Consider the following 20467-nt stretch of genomic DNA (forward strand, 5'->3'; position numbering starts at 1 on the left):
GTCAGTCCTCCAGTCCGACGATGGCGCGGGCGAAATCGCGCGCCGCGAAGGGTTGCAGGTCGTCAATGCCCTCGCCGACGCCGATGAGATGGATCGGCAGGCCGTGCTTGGCGGCGATGGCGACCAGGATGCCCCCACGCGCCGTGCCGTCCAGCTTGGTCATGACGAGGCCAGTGACGCCCGCCACCCGCTTGAACGCGTCCACCTGCTGCAGCGCGTTCTGGCCCACCGTGGCATCGAGCGTCAGCACCACCGCATGCGGCGCGGTGGGGTCCTGCTTCTTGATCACGCGGACGATCTTTTCCAGCTCGTCCATCAGCTCGACGCGGTTCTGCAGCCGGCCGGCCGTGTCGATGATGAGCACGTCGGCGCCCTCCGCGCGGGCCTGCTGCAGCCCGTCAAAGGCGACGCCGGCGGCGTCGGCGCCAGGCGGACGGGAGACGAGGCTGGCGCCGGTGCGCTCCGCCCACACCTTCAACTGCTCGATGGCCGCCGCCCGGAACGTGTCGCCGGCGGCGAGCACCACCTTCTTGCCCTGCGCGCGCAGGGTGGAGGCGAGCTTGCCGATGGTCGTGGTCTTGCCCGAGCCGTTGACGCCGACCATCAGCAGGATGAACGGCTTGGTCTCGCCGGCGAAGGCGAGCGGCTGCGCCACCGGCTTCAGCACCGCCTCGATCTCGGCGGCGACGAGGGCGCGCACCTCCTCGGGCTCGATGGTCTTGTCGTAGCGCCCCTTGCCGACGGCCGCGGCGATGCGGGCGGCCGTGTCCATGCCGAGATCGGCGCGGATCAGCACGTCCTCCAGGTCTTCCAGCGTGTCGGCATCGAGCTTGCGCTTGGTGAACAGGTCGGTGATGCCGGTGGAGAGACCGGTGGCGGTCCGGGTCAGCCCCTGGGTCAGGCGCTTCCAGAATCCGGGGCGGGCCTTCGTCGTCTCGTCGTTCATGTCGGTCATGCCGCGATCAGCCGAACGCCGTCATGGCCGGCGATGCGGATATGGGTCAGCGTTCCGGGCGCCAGCGCCGAGGCCAGGCGCACCGGGGTGAAGCTCTTGGTGCGCGCGAGGCCGCCACGCTCGGCCAGCACTTCGCGCCGCGCCCCGACCTCGGCGGCGAGGTGGCGCAGCAGCGCCTGCGCCCCCTTGTCCCGCAGGCGGCGGGCGCGCTCCTTCACGAGAGCGGGGTCGACCGCCGGCATGCGCGCCGCCGGGGTGCCGGGGCGCGGGGAGAAGGGGAAGACGTGCAGATGCGTCAGCCCGCAGGAATCCACCAGATCGAGCGAGGCGCGGAAGGCCGTTTCCGATTCCGTGGGGAAGCCGGCGATGAGATCGGCGCCGAACACCATTTCCGGCCGGGCCCGGCGCAGGGCGCGGCAGAAGCCGATGGCCTGTTCGCGCGAATGCCGGCGCTTCATCCGCTTGAGGATGAGATCGTCGCCCGCCTGCAGCGAGAGGTGGAGATGCGGCATCAGCCGCTCTTCTTCCGCCAGTGCGCGCATCAGTTCGTCGTCGACCTCCACTGAATCGAGCGAGGAGAGCCGCAGCCGGGGCAGTTCCGGCACATGGCGCAGCAGGGTGCGCACCAGCGTGCCGAGCCGTGGCGCGCCGGGAAGGCCGGCGCCGTAGGAGGTGAGGTCGACCCCGGTGAGCACGATTTCGCGCGTGCCCTGTTCCACGAGCTCGCGCACCCGCGCGACGACCGCGCCCATGGGCACGGAGCGGGAATTGCCTCGCCCATAGGGGATGACGCAGAAGGTGCAGCGATGGTCGCAGCCATCCTGCACCTGCACGAAGGCGCGTGTGTGTCCCTCGATCGTGTCGGCCGGCCCGTCCAGCAGATGCGGCGCGGTCTCGCGCACCGCCATGATGTCGCCGACGACGATCTTCGCCTCGTGGTCGAGGCCGAAATCGAGCGCGGCGCGGGTCGCCTGCCACGCCTCCGGCGCGGTCTTCTCGGCATTGCCGAGCACGCGGTCGACTTCTCCCATCGCCGCGAAGCGGGCGGGCTCGGTCTGCGCGGCGCAGCCGGTGACGATGATGCGGCGGGTGGGGGCCTCGCGCTTGAGCCGGCGGATGGTCTGACGCGCCTGCTTCACCGCCGCGGCGGTGACGGCACAGGTATTGACGATGACCGCGTTCTCCAGCCCCGCCGCGCCGGCCATCGCCTTGGCGCTGGCGGAATCGAGCGCGTTCAGCCGGCAGCCGAAACTGACGACCTCAACGGCGGACGCAGGGGCCGGGGCGGCGAGCGGCATCGTCACTCGGCTTCGCCGAGCATGACGGCGGTGAGCCGGCCGTCGAACTCGACTTCGGCGGGGCCGGTCATCAGCATGTGGTCGTCGCTCTCGCGCCAGTCGATGACCAGATCGCCGCCGGGCAGACTGATGGTGACGCGCCGGCCGGTGAGGCCGAGGCGCGCCGCGCACACGGCGGTGGCGCAGGCGGCGGTGCCGCAGGCACGGGTGAGGCCGACGCCACGCTCCCACACCTTCAGCACGATGTGGTCGGGCGAGACCACCTGCGCGGCGGAGATGTTTGCCCGCTCCGGGAAGATCGGATGGCGTTCCAGCTCCGGTCCCAGAAGGGCGAGATCGACCGCGTTGATGTCCTCCACCCAGAAAATGGCGTGCGGGTTGCCGACATTGACCACCGCCGGCGCGCGCAGCACCGGCGCGTCCGCCGGCCCTGCCTGCAATTCGATGGCGCGGGTATCACTGACCGGGCCGGCGAGCGGGATGTCGTGCCAGCCGAAACGCGGCACACCCATGTCGACGGTGATGCCCTCGGGGGCGAGGGTGCACTCCAGCGGGCCGGCGACGCTCTCGAACAGCATATGCTGCGCGCCTGTGCGGCCGGATTCATAAAGCGCGATGCAACGTGTGCCGTTGCCGCAGGCACCGGATTCCGAACCGTCGGAATTGATGATGCGCACGAAAGCGCGCGTGCCCTCGGTTTGTGGCGGGTAGAGCGCCATGATCTGGTCGAAGGGCAGCACCTCCGGCCGGGCGAGGGCGCGCGCTTCTTCCGGCGGCACGGCGAGCGGGGCGTCGCGCAGATCGAGCACGACGATCTCGTTGCCGAGGCCGTTCATCTTGACGAAGGGTCGGTTTTCCAGCGCGGCCATGAACCCGGTTTCGCGGCAGCGGCGGACGGGCCGCCGGTGGGTTGACGAGGATGCGGTCCTTATATGGCGAAGCGCCGAGGCTTGACCAGACTTATCGCCGGCCGGTCCGTCTGGGCACGAGTGTCGCGGCGCGGCGACAGGGGGCGGCGAAGCGGCGCGGTGGGCCGCGCGGACCGTCGCGGGCGCGCCTGCGTAATGCTAGGAGTCGCGTTCATGTCTTGTTTCCGGCGCCGCGCCCCTTTCCGGTGAATCGACCATGATGGTGAACGTCTCCGCCCGCCCGCTGCCGCGCCGGCTTCTCCTCGTGCTGGCGCTGCTGGCCGTCCCGGCGCTGCCGGCTACGGTGCGGGCACAGGACGCCGCTCCGCCCGCGAACGCCGCGCCCGCCGATCCCGCGCCTGCCACCCCCGACGCGGCACCGCTCGACGATGACGACATGATCGCCCCGCCGATGATCGACCCGCGCGCGGTGGAGACGCAGAATGTCGCCCCCGCGCCGGACCCGCTGAAGCGGCCCGACGGGTTTGGCGAGGAATCAGTGATGAAGCCGGTGCCGGTGCTGATGAAGGCCGGCCACGCGAACTGGGACGACGCCTTCAAGACCATCGTCGCAACGCTGAAGGAGATCGACGCCGAGATGGCGCGGCTGAAGCTCAAGCCCAACGGCGCCTCCTTCATCATCTATACCGCAACCGACGATCTCGGCTTCGATTTCGAGGCGGCGGTGCCGTTCGAGGGCGCCACGGCGGACAAGCCGCAGAACGGCATGATGTTCTCCGCTTCGCCCGCCGGGCGGGCGCTGCGCTTCACCCATCGCGGGCCCTATGATTCCATGGACCCGACCTATGAGCAGATCGCCAACCTGCTCGACGCCAAGGATCTGGAAGCGCAGGACCTCTATGTCGAGGAATACCGCTCCGACCCACGCACCACGCCGGAGGACGACCTCGTCATCGATATCTGGGTGCCGCTGAAGTGATCATCGGCGCCCCGCCGCATGGGTGTCCGGCGTCCGGCCATTCGCCTCGCCCGCCGTGCTGTGCTATGAGGCGCGCAAACGGACATCTTCGATAGCGACATGAACCTCATCGATACCACAGCGGCCTCCGCCGCCGGGGCGCGTCTCCCCGTCGAGGGCGCATCCGCCGAGACGCCGCGTGCGGAGGCGAAGCGCTCCCTGGCCGGGCTCGACCGCGCCGGGCTGGCCGAGGCGCTGGCCGAGATCGGCCTGCCGGAGCGCGACCGCCGCATGCGCGTGGCCCAGCTCTGGCACTGGATCTATCTGCGCGGGGCGCTGTCCTTCGACGAGATGACCAATGTCGGCAAGGGTCTGCGCGAAAAGCTCAGCGCCGCCTTCTCGCTGGACCGTCCCGAGGTCGTGGTCGAGCAGGTGTCGAATGACGGCACCCGCAAATGGTTGCTGCGCCTGCCGCCCGACATTGCCGGCGACAAGCCGCACGATGTCGAGATGGTCTATATCCCGGAGAGCGACCGCGGTACGCTGTGCGTCTCCTCCCAGGTCGGCTGCACGCTCAACTGCTCCTTCTGCCACACCGGCACGCAGCGCCTGGTGCGCAACCTCACGGCGGCCGAAATCGTGGCGCAGGTGATGGTGGCGCGGGACCGGCTCGGCGACTATCCCGGCCGCGAGCGGGCGACGGGTCCCGGCCTTCCCACCGAAGGCGACCGGCTGGTGACCAATATCGTGTTCATGGGCATGGGCGAGCCGCTCTACGCCTATGATTCCGTCGCCAAGGCGATCGAGGTGCTGGCCGATGGCGAAGGTCTCGGCATCGGCAAGAGGCGCATCACCGTGTCGACCTCGGGCGTGGTGCCGGAGATCGAGAAGCTTGGCCGCGAGGTCGGGCCGATGCTCGCCATCTCGCTGCACGCGGTGCGCGACGAGCTGCGCGACGTGCTGGTGCCGATCAACAAGAAATACCCGCTGAAGGATCTGCTGGAGGCGTGCCGCACCTATCCGGCCGCGTCCAACGCCAAGCGCATCACCTTCGAATATGTGATGCTCAAGGGTGTGAACGACAGCCCGGCCGACGCCAAGGCGCTGGTGCGGCTGCTCGCCGGCATTCCCGCCAAGATCAATTTGATCCCGTTCAACCCCTGGCCGGGCACGAAATATGAGTGCTCGGACTGGGAAACCATCGAGCAGTTCTCCGACATCGTGTTTCGCGCCGGCTATTCCAGCCCGGTGCGTACGCCGCGCGGGCGCGACATCCTCGCCGCTTGCGGCCAGCTGAAAAGCGAGACGGAGAAGCTCTCCGCCCGCGAGCGCCTCGCCCTGCGGGCGATGGCGGCGGCGGCGGAATAGGGGCGCATAATGGACAATCTGCTGCGGCTGCTGCTGCGTCTCCTCATCGTGCCGCTCGGCGGCGTGGCGGGAATGATCGCCGCGCTGGCCATCATCCTGGTCGGCTACTGGCAGCTGGGCGACCTGATCTCCGGCGCGGCCGAGATTGAGGCGGTGGCGCTGGCGGATGCGCTGACCACCGCCGCCTTTGCGATGATGGCCATCGTCGTGATGATGGGCGGTCTCGCGCTGATCGGCGTTCTCTTCGCCGAGGCGTTCGCGGTGCGCTCCTGGGTTTTCCATGTCGCCAATGGCGCGATCTCCGCCCTGATCGCGGCACAGATTTTCCCGCCCTATCCGGATGCGCCCGTGCCGTTCAACGGCATGCTCTACATTCTCGGCGCCGGCCTCGCTGGCGGGCTGGTCTATTGGGCTGTGGCGGGATGGAGCGCCGGTTTCTGGAAGCCGCTGGGCCCCACGCGGCCCGCCGCGCCGCTGCCGCCGGCCCAGCCCGCTCCCCCCACGGCGCCCTGAGCGCTGTTGCAACGCTTGCACCGGCGCGCGCCATGCCTATAGTCCGCGCGCCCTTCCGGGCTCGGCTCCTTTCCTGCGGAACGTGATATGGCGAACGATGTGAAGAAGGTGGTGCTCGCCTATTCGGGCGGTCTCGACACCTCGGTGATCCTCAAATGGCTGCAGACCACCTATGGCTGCGAGGTGGTGACCTTCACCGCCGATCTCGGCCAGGGTGAGGAACTGGAGCCGGCGCGCAAGAAGGCCGAACTGCTCGGCATCAAGCCGGAAAACATCTTCATCGAGGATGTGCGCGAGGAGTTCGTCTCCGAATACGTATTCCCGATGTTCCGCGCCAATGCGCTGTATGAGGGGCTGTACCTGCTCGGCACCTCCATCGCACGGCCGCTGATCTCCAAGAAGCAGATCGAGATCGCCCGCAAGGTCGGCGCCGACGCCGTGGCCCATGGCGCCACCGGCAAGGGCAACGACCAGGTGCGCTTCGAGCTCTCCTATTACGCGCTGGAGCCGGAGATCAAGGTGATCGCGCCGTGGCGCGAATGGGACCTGACCTCCCGCACCCGCCTGCTGGAGTTCGCCGAGACCCACCAGATCCCGATCGCCAAGGACAAGCGCGGCGAGGCGCCGTTCTCGGTCGACGCGAATCTGCTGCACTCGTCCTCCGAGGGCAAGGTGCTGGAAGACCCGGCCGAGGAAGCGCCGGAATATGTCTACCAGCGCACCATCTCGCCCGAGGCGGCGCCGGACAAAGCGACCTACATCACCATCGGCTTCGAGAAGGGCGACGCGGTCTCCATCGATGGCGAAAAGCTCTCCCCCGCCACGCTGCTGACCAAGCTGAACGAGCTCGGCAAGGCCAATGGCATCGGCCGGCTCGACCTCGTCGAGAACCGCTTCGTCGGCATGAAGTCGCGCGGCGTCTACGAGACGCCCGGCGGCACGATCCTTCTGCAGGCGCATCGTGGCATTGAGAGCATCACGCTCGACCGTGGCGCGGCGCATCTGAAAGACGACATCATGCCCCGCTATGCGGAGCTGATCTATTACGGCTTCTGGTTCTCGCCGGAGCGCGAAATGCTGCAGGCGCTGATCGACAAGAGCCAGGAATTCGTCACCGGCGAGGTTCGGCTCAAGCTCTACAAGGGCAATGTCGAGGTGGTCGGCCGCTCCTCGCCCTATTCGCTCTACAATCAGGACCTCGTGACCTTCGAGGAAGGCGCGGTGGCCTATGACCACCGCGACGCCGCTGGCTTCATCAAGCTGAACGCGCTGCGCCTGCGCACGCTGGCCAATCGCGACCGCAAGGTCCGGGGCTGAGACAACAGACGGGCGGGAGGGTTTGCGCGCGCTTGACCCGCAAGCTCTGCCCGCCCCCTGAGCAACCTTCCTCATCCCCGGGCTTGACCCGGGGATCCAGACCTTGAAGTGCGCACTGACCCTGGGTGCCCGGGTCAAGCCCGGGCATGAGGGGGTGTGAGAGGCGTCCTCAGATCGCCTGTCCGCCCGACACCTCGATGCGCTGGGCCGTGACCCAGCGATTGTCGGGCGACAGGAGGCTGGCCACCATCGGGCCGATATCGTCCGGCACGCCGACGCGGCCGAGTGCGGTGATGTTCGCAAGCTGCTTGTTGATCTCGGCATTGTCGCGCACCGCGCCGCCGCCGAAATCGGTCTCGATCGCGCCCGGCGCCACCGTATTGACGGCGATGCCGCGCGCCCCGAGTTCCTTGGCCATATAGCGGGTGAGCACTTCCACCGCGCCCTTCATCGCCGCGTAGGCGGCGTAGCCGGGATAGGCGAAGCGGGTGAGGCCGGAAGAGAAATTGACGATGCGCCCGCCATCCGCGATCAGCGGCAGCAGCGTCTGGGTGAGGAAGAACACGCCCTTCACATGCACGTCCACCAACCGGTCGAACTGCGCCTCGGTGGTGTCGGCGATGGACGCATAATCGCCATGGCCGGCATTGTTGACGAGGTGGTCGAAGCTCTCGCGGCTCCAGACTTCGGAAAGCACGGCGCGCAGGCGCTCGGCGAAGGCGGGGAAATCGGCGACCTTGCCGGTGTCGAGCTGAAGCGCGACCGCCTTGCGGCCCAGCGCCTCGATCTCGGCCACCACCGCCTGCGCGTCCTCGGCGCGGCTGTGATAGGTCAAGACAACATCGCCACCGCGACGGGCGACGCTGAGAGCGGTGTTGCGGCCAAGCCCGCGGCTGCCGCCGGTGATGAGGGTGATGGTCAAGGGTCCGTCTCCTGTTGGGGTGAGACAGATATGACGCACGGCGCCCGGCGGTGGTTGCCGGATCGGCGCGGGTTCTTGCCTATTTCTCCGAAGGTGCTTCCCTTCCTTCGTCAGGGGGGTAGGATGGGCGCATGACAACGCTGCTCGACATCATGGACCGGCACGGCCGGCTTCACGCTGACGCCAACGGCATCGCCACGACGCCGATCCCCGGCGTCATGTTTTTCCGCGTCACCGCCCCGTCGGGCGTTAGCCACGCCATCGCCCGGCCGCTGGTCTGTCTGGTGGTGCAGGGCGCCAAGCAGGTAACGATGGGCGGCCGCGATTTTCCCCTTGGTGCGGGGGATTCGCTGCTGATCACCGCCGACGTGCCGATCGTCAGCCAGATCACCAAGGCGAGTGCTGCCGCGCCCTATGTGTCGCTGGTGCTGGAACTGGACCTTGCCATCGTCGCCGAGCTGGCGCGGGAAATGGGGCCGGCGCTGGCTGGTGTGACCGACCCCGTGCGGGTCGACCCGACCGATGGCGAGGTGGCGGGCGCGGCGCTGCGGCTGCTGCAGTTGCTCGATCGTCCTGCCGCGCTGCCGGTGCTGCAGGCTTCGCTGATCCGCGAGATGCATTACTGGCTGCTGGCCGGCCGGCACGGCGCCGCCATTCGCCGGCTCGGCTGGCCGGATAGCCACGCCCAACGCATCGGCCGCGCGGTGGCGCTGCTGCGCGCGGAGTTCGCCAAGCCCTTGCCGGTGAACCGACTCGCGGAGGTGGCGGGAATGAGCGTCTCCACCTTCCATCAGCATTTCCGCGCGGTCACCTCGCTATCGCCGCTGCAGTTCCAGAAGCAGCTTCGGCTGATCGAGGCGCGGCGGCTGATGGCGGCGGAAGGGGCGTCCGCCAGCATGGCTGCCTTTGCGGTTGGCTATGAAAGCGTGCCGCAATTCACCCGCGAATATGGACGCCTTTTCGGCGCGCCGCCGGTGCGGGACGTGAAGGCGGCGCGGGAGCAGATGCGCGCCGCCTGAAGTTCGAGAGGCGGGATCTCAGTCCAGCGGCACCTTGCGGTTCTCGCCGAGATCGGTGGTCGAGCCGGAAAGACGCGCCGCCATCATCTTGAACAGCACGCCGACGGAATTGGACGGGCCGTCCCAATATTCCGCCTGGTCGGGAATGAAGCGCAGGACGCAGATGTTCGGATCGGTCTTGCCCTGCGGCCAGAACGCCTTGTTCATGTCGCTCCACAAGTCGTCGATCTTGGCGCGGTCGCTGGAGACTTCGGCCTGGCCGGACACCGAAAGGTAGTTGTTGTCGCCCGGCTTGGCGAAGGTGAGCGCGGCCTGCGGGTCCCGCTCCAGTTCGTCATCCTTGTGGCCGCGGCGGTCCGAAAGGAACCAGACGCAGCCTTCCTCGCGGGAGGGATGGGCATCCATCGGCCGGGCGCGCAACGTTTCGCCCTCGCGGGTGACGAGCATGCAGATGCGCATATCCTCCATCATCTCCCAAACGCGGTCGATGGCTTCGGCGGTGGTCTTGTCGTCCATGAAAAGCCTCCTCGGGTTCGAGGGGAGAACCCGGAGCCGCAGCGCTGGTTCCTCGCGTCGTGCGGCGATCCGCCTGCGGCATCCGTGCTGTTCCGCTGTCATGTGGCAGCGCTCTCGCTATGCTAGCGAGCCCACGCAAGGAGACGCTCATGGCCTGGTCGCTTACCGTCGGATATGTCTATGGCACCGCGGTCCGCATTCATGTGACCTTCCTGCTGTTCCTGGCCTGGATCTGGGTCGCCTATTACCAGAGGGGCGGGGCGGGCGCGGCCTGGGACGGCGTCGCCTTCGTGGCGCTGCTCTTCCTCTGCGTGCTGTTGCACGAGTTCGGCCATATCTTCGCGGCGCGGCGCTACGGGGTGAAGACGCCGGAGGTCACGCTCTGGCCGTTCGGCGGCATCGCCCGGCTGGAGCGCATCCCGGAAAAGCCGTCGGAAGAGCTGGTGGTGGCGCTGGCCGGGCCGGCGGTGAATGTGGTCATCGCCGCTGTGCTGTTGCTCTTCCTCGGCGGCAATGTCGGGGTGGAGCATATCGAGAGCATCGAAAACCCGCAGGTGAGCCTGCTCGCCAAGCTCGCAGCCGCCAACATCTTTCTCGTGGTGTTCAATCTCATTCCCGCCTTTCCCATGGATGGCGGGCGGGTGCTGCGCGCGCTGCTGGCGATGAAGATGAGCCATGCGCAGGCGACGCAGACGGCGGCCTCCATCGGGCAGGGCCTTGCCATCGGCCTCGGCGTGCTCGGCATTTTCGGCAACCCGATGCTGATCATCATCGCCGTCTTCGTCTTCCTTGCCGCGTCCGGCGAGGCCGGGCAGGTGCAGATGAAGCAGGTGGCGCAGGGGCTGCTGGTGGAAGATGCGATGATCACCCAGTTCGAGACGCTGGGCCCGACGGCGAGCGTCGGCGATGCGGCGGAAGCGTTGATCCGCACCACCCAGAAGGAGTTTCCCATTGTCGACGGCGCAGTGCATCTGCGCGGCGTGCTCACCCGCGACGCCATGATTCGCGCGCTGCAGGCGCAGGGGCCCGGCGCTTCGGTGCTGGAAGCGATGGCGGAGGTGCCGACGGTCGGCACCCGCACCCCGCTGGACCGTGCGCTGGCGCTCATCACCCAGCGCGGCGCTCCGGTCGTCGGCGTGGTGGATGCCGGCGGCAGGCTGGTCGGCCTGCTCTCGCCGGAGAATGTCGGTGAGATGATGATGCTGCGCGCCGCCCAGCCGGACGCCCGCTTCGGTCCGTGGGCAAAGCGCAGCCCGCCCGCGCGGCCGGTTGCCTGACGGCAGCCGGTCCGCCTAGCCGGCTTCCTTCACGCCGGTCACGCCGGTGAAAGCCGGCGGGTCGCTGGCGGGGAAGCTCTCGTCCAGCGCCTCGTCGATGTCCGTCTTGTCGGCTTTCGCCTCCGTCGCATGGCCGCCGGGGGGAATCACCTCGGTGCCGCCGGGTACGCCGCCATCGGAGGGCGGTACATCGCCGGTAATGCCGCCCAGTGCCGGCGGATCGCTGGCGGGGAATGTCTCCTCGATGGTTTCGTCGATCTCGGCCTCGGTATAGTCCGCATCGCCGGGCTTGCCGTTGTCCTGAACCATGGCCCACTCCTGTGTCTGATAGCTGCAAAGTGGGGCCAGGCCGCGCAGCTTCAAGGGTTTCCACCTGCCGCGCTGCGAGACGGAACCTTGCCGGTCGGCGCGCGTTGTTCGCAATGTCGCGCCTCGTTCCAGCGCGCGCGGGCGCGGCGGCTTTCCGACCCTCTGCGCGCCGAGGAGTAGGTTCATGACCCCCGATCACGAGCCCGTCCGGTTGCAATACTGGCCGCCCTCCCACACCGTGGATGCCCCTGACAAATGGCCCGATTCCTATGAGTTCGGCTCGGTGGAAGATGCGGTCGCCTTTGCCATGACCCAGTCGCCTTCCCATCGCGAGGTGGCGTGGCTGCGCACGGCCGAGGGCGAAATCCTCAAGCCCGCTCAGATCCGCCGGTTGTGGGAATTGCGCCGCGACCATTGATCGCTTTTTCGCCCGCGAGAGTGTGCCGCCCCGCTTCCGTCGTTGATCTTGCGGGCTTTGTGAGTATAGTGCGCCGCAAAATTCACGCGGGTCCGAAGACTTCGGGCCCGCTTTTTGGTGTTTTCATATGAAGCTGCGCAACATCGCCATCATCGCCCACGTCGACCACGGCAAGACCACGCTGGTGGACGAACTGCTCAAGCAGTCCGGCTCCTATCGTGAGAACCAGCGCGTCGCCGAGCGTGTGATGGATTCGAACGATCTCGAAAAGGAGCGCGGCATCACCATCCTCGCCAAGGCCACCTCGGTGGTCTGGAAGGACACCCGGATCAACATCGTCGACACCCCCGGCCACGCCGATTTCGGCGGCGAGGTGGAGCGTATCCTCAACATGGTGGACGGCGCCATCGTGCTGGTCGATGCCGCCGAAGGCCCGATGCCGCAGACCAAATTCGTGGTCGGCAAGGCGCTGAAGGTCGGCCTGCGCCCGATCGTGGCGATCAACAAAGTCGATCGTCAGGACGCGCGTGCGCAGGAAGTCATCAATGAGGTGTTCGACCTCTTCGCCGCGCTCGACGCCACCGATGACCAGCTCGACTTCCCCATTCTCTACGGGTCCGGCCGCAATGGCTGGATGGCGCATTCGCCGGAAGGGCCGAGCGACCAGGGCATGGCGCCGCTGTTTGACCTCGTGCTGAAGCATGTGCCGGAGCCGACCGTCGAGGAAGCGCCGTTCAAGATGATCGGCACGCTGCTCGAAGCCAACCCCTTCCTCGGCCGCATGATCACCGGACGTATCACCTCTGGCTCGATCAAGCCGAACCAGGCGGTGAAGGTGCTGGCGCAGGACGGTTCGCTGGTCGAGCAGGGCCGCATCTCCAAGATTCTCGCCTTCCGCGGCATTGAACGTCAGCCGATCGAGGAGGGCGTCGCCGGCGACATCGTCGCCATTGCCGGCCTCTCCAAGGGCACGGTGGCCGACACGTTCTGCGATCTCTCGGTCGACACGCCGCTCAAGGCGCAGCCGATCGACCCGCCGACCGTCACCATGACCTTCATCGTCAATGATTCGCCGCTCGCCGGCACCGAAGGCGACAAGGTGACTAGCCGCGTCATCCGCGACCGCCTGCTGCGCGAGGCCGAGGGCAATGTCGCGCTGAAGATCGAGGAATCGACCGAGAAGGACTCCTTCTTCGTTTCCGGCCGTGGCGAACTCCAGCTTGCGGTGCTGATCGAGACCATGCGCCGCGAAGGCTTCGAGCTCGCCGTCTCGCGTCCGCGCGTGGTGTTCTCCAAGGACGAGACCACCGGCGAGACGCTGGAGCCGATCGAGGAAGTGCTGATCGACGTCGATGAGGAATATTCCGGCGTCGTGGTGCAGAAGATGTCCGAGCGCCGGGCCGAAATGGTGGAAATGAAGCCCTCGGGCGGCAATCGCGTTCGGCTCGTCTTCTATGCTCCCACCCGCGGCCTCATCGGCTACCAGTCGGAACTGCTGACCGACACGCGCGGCACGGCCATCATGAACCGGCTGTTCCACGAATACGCCCCCTATAAGGGCGAGATCGCCGGCCGCACCAATGGCGTGCTCATCGCCAACGAGGCGGGCGAGGCTGTGGCCTATGCGCTGTGGAACCTCGAAGACCGTGGCCCGATGATGATCGAGCCGGGCTGGAAGGTCTATCAGGGCATGCTGATCGGCGTTCACACCCGCGACAATGATCTTGAGGTGAACGTCCTCAAGGGCAAGAAGCTCACCAATATCCGCACCACCTCCAAGGACGAGGCCGTGCGCCTGACCCCGCCGATCCGCATGACACTGGAGCGCGCGCTGGCGTGGATTCAGGATGACGAGCTGGTCGAGGTGACGCCGAAGTCGATCCGCCTGCGCAAGCGACTGCTCGACCCGAACGAGCGCAAGCGCGAGGAGCGCCGCAAGGAAGCCGAAGGCGTCTGACGCCGGCCTTGGCAACCGATCAAGGGCCTGTCCGCTTGCGCGGGCAGGCCCTTTTTATTGGCGTGGAAGCGTGACCCTGGCGCCACGGTGCGGTGGAACGATCGCCCCGACGCTGCGGAAAGCCCTTGATCCCGCGGGGCGCATTTGCTCCCATCAGTCCATGAGCACGCTTCTCGTCGAGACACGCCGGGCGCGCCTGGCCGATGCAGGCGACATTGCCGATATCCATGATGCGGCATGGCGGGTGGCCTATCGCGGCCTCATCCCCGGCGCCGAGCTGGAGAAGATGATCCAGCGCCGGGGACCCGCCTGGTGGTACACCGCGCTGAAGCGCGGCTCGCGCGTCATTGTCCTGACCTTCGGGGATGCGGTGGCCGGCTATGCCAATGTCGGACGCAACCGCGCGCGCGGGCTGCCCTTCGAGGGCGAGATCTACGAGCTTTATCTGCGCCCGGAATATCAGGGGCTCGGCTTCGGCCGCCGCCTGTTCGAGGATGCGCGCAAGGAACTCGTCAGTGCCGGCTTTGACGGTCTGGCGGTGTGGGCGCTGGCGGCCAATGAGCCGGCCGTAGGCTTCTACCGCGCTATGGGCGGGATGGGCGTCGCGCGTTCGACCGAGAGCTTCGGCGGCCGCGCGCTGGAGAAGCTGGCCTTCGGCTGGAACGCCTGACGCCTCCTAGAGCACGTTCCGATCTGATTGCAGCGCAATCAGATCGGTAAAACGTTCTCTATGCATAATTTGGAGCCTGATCCGATCAGGTTGCTTCAACCTGATCGGATCAGGCTCCAGCGGCCTTGCAACGTTGATCAATCGGAAGCGTCGGCGAAGCGCGCCAGCCGGGCCGCGATTTCCTGCCCGTCGCCGATGAGCCGGAAACTCTTGGTCCGCCCGGTCACGCCCGCCACCAGTTCCACCCGCGACGGCGCGAGACCGGTCGCCTTGGCCAGCAGTTTCGCCAGCGCGGCATTGGCCTTGCCGTCCTCGGCGGCGACGCTGACACGCGCTTTCAGCGCGCGCCGCCCGTCGCCGAGCTCGACGATGCCGTCAATCGCGTCGCGCCCGCCGCGCGGAGTGGCGCGCACCGTCACCGTCACCCCTTCGGCCGTCAGCGTCCAGGGCGGCGCCGGAAGGGGCGCGCTCACGAGCCGGCGACGAGTTCGAACACCAGGTTGCGGATGAAATAGAGCAGGATGATCAGGATCACCGGCGAGACGTCGATGCCGCCGAGATTGGGCAGCACACGCCGTAGCGGTGCCAGCACCGGCTCGGTCACCCGCCAGAGGAATTCGCCGATGCTGCGGACGATGGGGTTGTGCGCGTTGACCACGTTGAACACCACCAGCCAGGACAGGATGGCCGAGGCGATGAGGATCCAGACATAAAGCGTGATCAGCGTGTCGAACAGCCAGAGAATCGAATACATCGGCAGCCTCGGAGCAGGGGCGGGAGCACGGCGCGGACGTGTCTCGTCACGCGGGAGAGTGGGTCTGCGACCCGGTTTTCCACCGGACCGGACCCGACCCCCGAAGCGCCGTCCGCCACGATGCTTAATGCTGCCGCCGCATTGCGGCAACCCTGATTCACAGCCCCGCGCATCAACCGTGCCGAGCCGCCTTGACACAGCCCCGGCGGCGAACGTACAAGGCGCGGCCTGAGGCTTGGGGCCGTAGCTCAGTTGGGAGAGCGCTGCAATCGCACTGCAGAGGTCAGGGGTTCAAATCCCCTCGGCTCCACCAAGTCTCCGGGCATTCCTGTCGTCGTCTGGCGCTTTACGACACCACCTTAAGCAAGTGCCCGGCGCTGAGATTTCAGCCTTCGGACGGCGGCGGACGGCTGCCCCGCGCTTCAAGGAGCGGGAGGGGGCGAGACAGGTGCGCCACGCCATGAAGAAAGAGCGTTCCTGGCGCGGACGCCTCATTCCGCCCGCGCCTTCACGCCTGTCTGGCCAAGCGCCGCTGCCGGCGACGCGCCCGCCGGCGCCGGTTCCAGGCGCGCAACCTCGCCAGCCGTGATTCCCCCAGGATGATTCCCAGGACGTAGTTGCGCATGTCCTTGAGAGGGCGCGGACGCGGCAGGTCAATGGGGGGCGGGGGATGCGGGACGCCGCGCGTGCGGTCCATCTCCTTCAGGTGCCTGTCGGCCAGATCGAGGTCGCCGCCCAGACTCCGCACGGCGTGGCGCCAATGATCGATCGGCAGCTTCATCGGATTGCGGTGGAGCAGTTCCGCCTTGATGAAGGGCATGCCTTTCAGCAGCAGCCGCTCCCAGAGCAGGTGGGAGATATTCCCGGTCGGCCAGTCCTCAGTCGCGCAATTCGGAAATATCGTCTGCAGACCGAACACAATAGTCCGGCGAAAGGTCGCGTTCCTGTCGATCAGCCCCGCGAACTGAAGTTCGCAGCTGTCGATCACCTCCTGCTTGCTCATCGCCGCAGGCATGCCCGCCCAGAAGCTACGGATTCGCCAATCGTTCAGCGCGTCCCCCCGCATCTGGAAAAAATAGCTCTGGGCATGGGGAAGCGGAGACATGCTCTCGGTCAGGGCGATCAACTCAGACCGATCCCGGCTCATCTGGCCCATGAGATCGTCAAAGCCGGCCTTGTTGACGAGAACGACGCTGTCATTGGCAAAGATGATGCGTTCGGCGTTCCAGATGTCCGGCAGCGCGCCAAGTTGCGCCGCCCACAGGCCGAAATCATAACTGTCATTCATCCGGTAGGCGATGGACCGGGCGTCCTCCAGCCCGGCGACGACAAGCTGCTCAATCGGTGAGTGCACGGCCAGGCAGACATGCGTGTCGACGCCATTGCGCGCGAGGGCTCGGCAGAGCGCCAGCAGGGCGGGACTGGGCAAGCCATCGGGTGCGTAGCCGCAGAGCAGCGCCACGGCGCGGCCGCTCAAGCTGGCCGTCGGGGCACGCACGAAGTGGGGCCTCACCTCTGATGCCGGAGGAGGCGTTTCCGCTCGCTCCAACTCGTCCAGAAGCGCCTCGGCGAGCGAGAGAAAATGGGCCGGCTCCTGCGCGAACTGGGCAAGTATGGCGATTTCGCGCCGCATGATGGCGATGGCGGAGCGAACCACACCGGCGAGCAGGCGTGGATTGCCACCCAGCATCGAGGCGGTGCGCGCATAGAACAGGAGGCCGCATCCCAGCCAGGAGGGAAACTCGTCGTTGCCCGGCTCTGCCGCCGCTAGGAAACGCTGCTCTATCGCTTCGGGCGCGAGAAAATCGACGCCATAGCTGGACCGGGCCAGAGGTACCCATCGGTCCAGGGCGGCCGACGCGCGCTCAAGCTCGCCGCGATTCACGGCGTCCTTGACCAGGCGGTAAAGGGCGCCGTTCGCGACATGGGGATTCGAATGGCGGCTGAGGGCCTCAAGATAGTCGTAATAGGCCTCCCACTGGGTGAAGCCGAACGAAATCTCGGGCAGCGGAGCATGGGAGGCCCAGGCAAAAAGGCGCGTCCCGCTGTTCGCGACCTGAACGTGCTCGAAGCCCTGATTGTGCAGCAGGGTGCGCAAGGCCTGTTCGCGGGTCACGAAATAGTGGAACCCGGGCGAGAGGATGGCGATCACTTCCGGATAGGACCCTCCCGGGAGCACGGCGTCCGCGCAGGGTGTGGTCAAGATCAGGATCCCCTCGTCGCTCAGCGCTTGGGATATCTCGGCGATAAAGGCGGCCGGGTCGGGCACATGCTCCAGCACCTCGCTGGAATAGACGACGTCGAATGTCTGGCCGGCAATCTCGGGCGTGTCGGCGTAGTAGGAATGGTAGATCGTGGTGCCGAGCGTAGCGCGGCCGACTTTGCCATAAAGGCTCGTTTCCAGGCCAACCGCGCGGCCATGGCCGGATTGTTCCCAGAAATGCCCGACAAAACCGAAGCCGCAGCCGATATCCAGCAGCCGGCCGGTCTTCCCGGTGGCAACGGCCAGCAGAGGTTCCAGCATGGCGGTTATCCCGGCGCCGGACTGGACATAGTTCAACCAGTAATTTTCTTCAAAGCCTGGAAAATCATAGCCGATCACGGGGTTTTCCGAAGTGTAGTAGAGCGTGTGGCAATGAATGCACTCGGACATCTCCAGTGGCGCGCGGAGGTAGCGAGTACCCTCGACGCACAGGCGCGGGGTCGCACCGCGCTGTTTGCACATCGGACAGACGCTCGGAAGCTCCCGCTGATCGTCGGAGAAACGTAAATCCATACCAACTCATGCCTTTTCCCGGTGATCCGGCTTCTTCACAGCTCGCTTGCCGCCACGCCTCCCAGCACTGCGTCCGAGGGCGCACGAGTCGAACGTCCATCGGTATCAAAATATGGTTCGATTCACTCGCTGTCCGTTCATCCCAGCCGGGCGGGCAGCAGGCTTTTCGTGTGCACGGATAACGGAGCTGTGACGCAGGGCGGCAAACTGCTTTCTCTTGCGTCACATTGCGGGCGTAAAGCCCGGCAAGATCAGGGAAGTTTCTCCACGAAGGCTCCCCTGAATGGTATCGGCTCTGCGCGAAGGCGTGTCCGGGCTCGACGTGACCATGCGCCTCACGCTTGCCGTGCTGGCGCTGGCCTCGGGCGTCTACACCTATCTCGGCGTGCGCGAACTGCTTGACGGCCCGCCCGTCATGACCGTGTTCGCCGCGATCATCTATTCGAGCGCGGTTTCTGTCGCCATCTACGCCTTCTGGTCGTTCCTGCTGCGCTTCCTGCCGCATGTGCGCGATGTGGCGAGCCGGCTGTGGCTGACGGCGGCGATGCTGCTCGGCTCGCTGATGATCATCGCCATGTCGTCCTGGCTGAACGCGGCGGCGCTCGCCGGAGCGGCGGCGATCGAGCAGCACCTCGCGGTGACGGTGCAGAACTACACGCGCGACCTCGACACGGCGCATAACCGGGCGCTCGGGGCGCAGAGCCTGCTGCCCGACATACAATTGGCGTCGACCCGCTTCGCCCGGCTGGCGGAGGCCGAGCGTGGCGGCGCGCTGACCGGCACGGGCGGCTCCGGCACGGTGGTGCAGCTGCTGAGCCAGATGTCGAGCCAGCTCGACGATCTCGCGCGCGAAGTGGCGGCGAGCGGGGAGCGGGCCAAGGCGTTCTATGCCGAGGGCAGCGCGCAGATCGCCCGCATGCGCGAATTCGTTTCCGGCCAGGGCGACATCAAGGCCCGCTCGGATGCCTTTGGCGCCGAGGCGCTGGCGCTGATCGGCACCATTGCCGCACTGGAACAGACCTCGATGGCGCCGGCGGTGCGACGGGCGGCGGACGATCTCGTCACCGGCTTCATCGCCCCGGCCGCCGATGGCCGTACCGCCGATCTCGCCGGGCGGCAGAGCACTGTCGTCGGCAGCGTCGAGAAGGCGGTGCAGGCGCAGGCGAGCGCGCTCTCGCAGGCGGCGGACAAGATCATCGGCACCGGCACGGTCGAGCCGGCGCGCTTCCAACCGCTCTCCACCGCCGAGGCGGTGGTGCGTTATGCCAGCGATTTTCTGCCAAGCTGGGCCGGGGCGATTTCCATCGACCTGCTGCCGGCGGTGCTGGTGCTGATCCTGTGCGTCGTCCACGCCGCGATTCGTCGCGAGGAGCAGCCGGCCGAGGCGGAGACGATGTCGGCCGCGCAGCTCATCGCCGCGTTGCGGCTGGCCCGTCAGGTGGGCGAGGAGCGGCCATCAGCCGAGGAGGCTGAGAGTTTCGAGGCGGTCATGGCCGAGATGTCGCCCGCCGCCACGGTGACCCCTCTACCTGCTGGCCGGGCCAAGAAAGACTGAGCCGTGGACGCCGCCGCCCCGCCATCCTCTCCCCATCCGCCGGCCCGATGGCGCCGTGCTCTCGGCGACCGGCCGGACGAGACGCTGCTGAGGGCGATCTTCCGCGGCCTGGTCGTGCTCTCGGTGGTCGCGGTGGCGTGGGACATCTATGAGCGCGAGCAGGCGCCGCCCGTCCTCCCGGGCGCGAACCCCGCAGCCCCGGCCGAGGCGCCGGCGGTGCCTTATCTCCCCTCCGCCCGTCCGGACCGGGCGGCGCCGGAGAAGGACCGCCCCGGCCGCGCGCCCGATTCCGCGCTGCGCCAGCCGATGAGCCTCGAATTGCTGGCCGATGGCCGGCTGGAAGCGCGTGGCACCATCACCCCCGGCACCGCCGAGCGGTTGACGGCCGAACTCGACAAGCGCGGCTCCTATGTGAAGACGGTGGTGCTGAACTCTCCCGGCGGCGCGGTGGCGGACGCGCTGGCCATGGGGCGGATGATCCGCGCGCGCGGGCTCGATACCCGTGTCGAGGGAAAGGGCCTGTGCGCCTCGTCCTGCCCGCTCATCTTCGCGGCGGGGGTGGCGCGAACGGCCGAGCCTGGCGCGGCGATCGGCGTGCATCAGGTTTTCGCGGCGCAGCCGCCGGGAACGCCCCGGCTCGATGGCGCTGAGGGCATGGCGCAGGCGCAGCGTGTTTCCGCCGAGGCGCAGCGCCATCTCGTCGATATGGGCGTCGATCCGCGGGTCTGGATCAATGCCATGGAGACCCCGCCACAGGAGATGTTCTATTTCACCGCGCCGGAACTGCGGGAGCTGAAGCTGGTGACATCACCGTCCTGACGGCAAGAGGTCGCAGCCGGGCGAAAAAATCCGCCCCGACGCGGTCATTTTTGCAATTCATCAATGGCTTGCCCGCATGGATGCGCGTCATCCAGAAGCGGGCCGGCGCGCCTATATACAGCGCCTCACTGAACGGACGTGCCGCCATGAGCGCTCTCGGCTTTCTCCCCATTCCCTTCGCCTCGGCCCTTTTCCTC

The 20467-nt window shown here is 67.3% G+C and carries 20 protein-coding genes and 1 tRNA gene; 12 read left to right on the forward strand and 9 right to left on the reverse strand.

The features are described from left to right. Position 1: 1 nt before the first annotated feature. The 3 genes from ftsY to dapF are packed head-to-tail and all read right to left on the reverse strand — an operon-like array spanning position 2 to position 3122. Positions 2–955, reverse strand: coding sequence for a signal recognition particle-docking protein FtsY (gene ftsY / locus K9D25_RS07785; protein WP_244450288.1), 954 nt, complete (start codon positions 953–955; stop codon positions 2–4). Further along, the gene (mtaB, locus tag K9D25_RS07790) at positions 952–2253 is read right to left on the reverse strand and encodes a tRNA (N(6)-L-threonylcarbamoyladenosine(37)-C(2))-methylthiotransferase MtaB (protein ID WP_244450823.1); all 1302 of its coding nucleotides are present in this window, start codon (positions 2251–2253) and stop codon (positions 952–954) included. Before mtaB ends, ftsY begins: the two co-directional genes overlap by 4 nt. Positions 2254–2255: 2 nt before the next feature. Further along, complete coding sequence (gene dapF / locus K9D25_RS07795; protein ID WP_244450289.1) at positions 2256–3122, reverse strand: diaminopimelate epimerase; 867 nt, start codon at positions 3120–3122, stop codon at positions 2256–2258. Between the two features lie 256 nt (positions 3123–3378). Here dapF and K9D25_RS07800 point away from each other — a divergent pair, with 256 nt between their 5' ends. The 4 genes from K9D25_RS07800 (at position 3379) to K9D25_RS07815 (ending at position 7278) form a co-directional block, all read left to right on the forward strand. After that, positions 3379–4101, forward strand: coding sequence for a GyrI-like domain-containing protein (locus tag K9D25_RS07800; RefSeq protein WP_244450290.1), 723 nt, complete (start codon positions 3379–3381; stop codon positions 4099–4101). 99 nt (positions 4102–4200) lie between these two features. Next, positions 4201–5448, forward strand: a complete 1248-nt coding sequence (gene rlmN, locus K9D25_RS07805) for a 23S rRNA (adenine(2503)-C(2))-methyltransferase RlmN (protein WP_244450291.1) — start codon at positions 4201–4203, stop codon at positions 5446–5448. A gap of 9 nt (positions 5449–5457) precedes the next feature. Then, positions 5458–5961 (forward strand): hypothetical protein, encoded by a 504-nt coding sequence (locus K9D25_RS07810; protein WP_244450292.1) that lies wholly within the window; start codon positions 5458–5460, stop codon positions 5959–5961. An 87-nt stretch (positions 5962–6048) separates the two neighbouring features. Beyond that, entirely contained in the window at positions 6049–7278 is a 1230-nt protein-coding gene (locus K9D25_RS07815; RefSeq protein ID WP_244450293.1) for an argininosuccinate synthase, read from the forward strand. Between the two features lie 169 nt (positions 7279–7447). On the opposite strand, the gene K9D25_RS07820 is transcribed toward K9D25_RS07815, so the two are convergent. Next, positions 7448–8200, reverse strand: coding sequence for an SDR family NAD(P)-dependent oxidoreductase (locus K9D25_RS07820; RefSeq protein WP_244450294.1), 753 nt, complete (start codon positions 8198–8200; stop codon positions 7448–7450). A 131-nt stretch (positions 8201–8331) separates the two neighbouring features. On the opposite strand from K9D25_RS07820, the gene K9D25_RS07825 reads away from it, so the two are divergent. Beyond that, complete coding sequence (locus K9D25_RS07825; RefSeq protein WP_244450295.1) at positions 8332–9219, forward strand: AraC family transcriptional regulator; 888 nt, start codon at positions 8332–8334, stop codon at positions 9217–9219. An 18-nt stretch (positions 9220–9237) separates the two neighbouring features. Here K9D25_RS07825 and K9D25_RS07830 read toward each other — a convergent pair whose 3' ends face one another. Further along, entirely contained in the window at positions 9238–9735 is a 498-nt protein-coding gene (locus tag K9D25_RS07830) for a pyridoxamine 5'-phosphate oxidase family protein (protein WP_244450296.1), read from the reverse strand. Positions 9736–9884: 149 nt separating this feature from the next. Here K9D25_RS07830 and K9D25_RS07835 point away from each other — a divergent pair, with 149 nt between their 5' ends. Beyond that, a complete protein-coding gene (locus tag K9D25_RS07835; protein ID WP_244450297.1) occupies positions 9885–11012 on the forward strand; it encodes a site-2 protease family protein in 1128 nt (375 codons plus the stop codon). Positions 11013–11027: 15 nt separating this feature from the next. Here K9D25_RS07835 and K9D25_RS07840 read toward each other — a convergent pair whose 3' ends face one another. Further along, the gene (locus tag K9D25_RS07840; protein ID WP_244450298.1) at positions 11028–11321 is read right to left on the reverse strand and encodes a hypothetical protein; all 294 of its coding nucleotides are present in this window, start codon (positions 11319–11321) and stop codon (positions 11028–11030) included. A 184-nt stretch (positions 11322–11505) separates the two neighbouring features. On the opposite strand from K9D25_RS07840, the gene K9D25_RS07845 reads away from it, so the two are divergent. From K9D25_RS07845 to K9D25_RS07855, 3 genes are all read left to right on the forward strand, one after another. After that, the gene (locus K9D25_RS07845; protein ID WP_244450299.1) at positions 11506–11739 is read left to right on the forward strand and encodes a hypothetical protein; all 234 of its coding nucleotides are present in this window, start codon (positions 11506–11508) and stop codon (positions 11737–11739) included. 127 nt (positions 11740–11866) lie between these two features. After that, a complete protein-coding gene (typA, locus tag K9D25_RS07850; protein ID WP_244450300.1) occupies positions 11867–13696 on the forward strand; it encodes a translational GTPase TypA in 1830 nt (609 codons plus the stop codon). Positions 13697–13856: 160 nt separating this feature from the next. Then, positions 13857–14366 carry a GNAT family N-acetyltransferase gene (locus K9D25_RS07855; protein ID WP_244450301.1) on the forward strand — a complete coding sequence of 170 codons (510 nt, stop codon included), beginning with the start codon at positions 13857–13859 and terminating at the stop codon, positions 14364–14366. Positions 14367–14503: 137 nt separating this feature from the next. On the opposite strand, the gene K9D25_RS07860 is transcribed toward K9D25_RS07855, so the two are convergent. Together K9D25_RS07860 and K9D25_RS07865 are read right to left on the reverse strand one after the other, a co-directional pair. Continuing rightward, on the reverse strand, positions 14504–14839 hold the full coding sequence (locus tag K9D25_RS07860; RefSeq protein ID WP_244450302.1) for a DUF167 family protein: 336 nt from the start codon (positions 14837–14839) through the stop codon (positions 14504–14506). Beyond that, positions 14836–15120: a YggT family protein gene (locus tag K9D25_RS07865; protein ID WP_244450303.1), complete on the reverse strand. Its 285-nt coding sequence runs from the start codon at positions 15118–15120 to the stop codon at positions 14836–14838. The genes K9D25_RS07860 and K9D25_RS07865 overlap by 4 nt, the downstream gene beginning before the upstream one ends. Positions 15121–15357: 237 nt before the next feature. Between K9D25_RS07865 and K9D25_RS07870 the strand changes: the two genes are divergently transcribed. Next, a tRNA-Ala gene (locus K9D25_RS07870) sits at positions 15358–15433 on the forward strand. A 195-nt stretch (positions 15434–15628) separates the two neighbouring features. On the opposite strand, the gene K9D25_RS07875 is transcribed toward K9D25_RS07870, so the two are convergent. Beyond that, positions 15629–17896: a class I SAM-dependent methyltransferase gene (locus tag K9D25_RS07875; protein ID WP_244450304.1), complete on the reverse strand. Its 2268-nt coding sequence runs from the start codon at positions 17894–17896 to the stop codon at positions 15629–15631. Positions 17897–18179: 283 nt separating this feature from the next. On the opposite strand from K9D25_RS07875, the gene K9D25_RS07880 reads away from it, so the two are divergent. Continuing rightward, positions 18180–19451, forward strand: coding sequence for a hypothetical protein (locus K9D25_RS07880; RefSeq protein WP_244450305.1), 1272 nt, complete (start codon positions 18180–18182; stop codon positions 19449–19451). Between the two features lie 3 nt (positions 19452–19454). Then, entirely contained in the window at positions 19455–20270 is an 816-nt protein-coding gene (locus K9D25_RS07885; RefSeq protein WP_244450306.1) for an ATP-dependent Clp protease proteolytic subunit, read from the forward strand. Positions 20271–20467 lie beyond the last annotated feature (197 nt).

Origin of the sequence: Ancylobacter polymorphus (assembly GCF_022836935.1) — a bacterium.
Classification (GTDB): domain Bacteria; phylum Pseudomonadota; class Alphaproteobacteria; order Rhizobiales; family Xanthobacteraceae; genus Ancylobacter; species Ancylobacter polymorphus_A.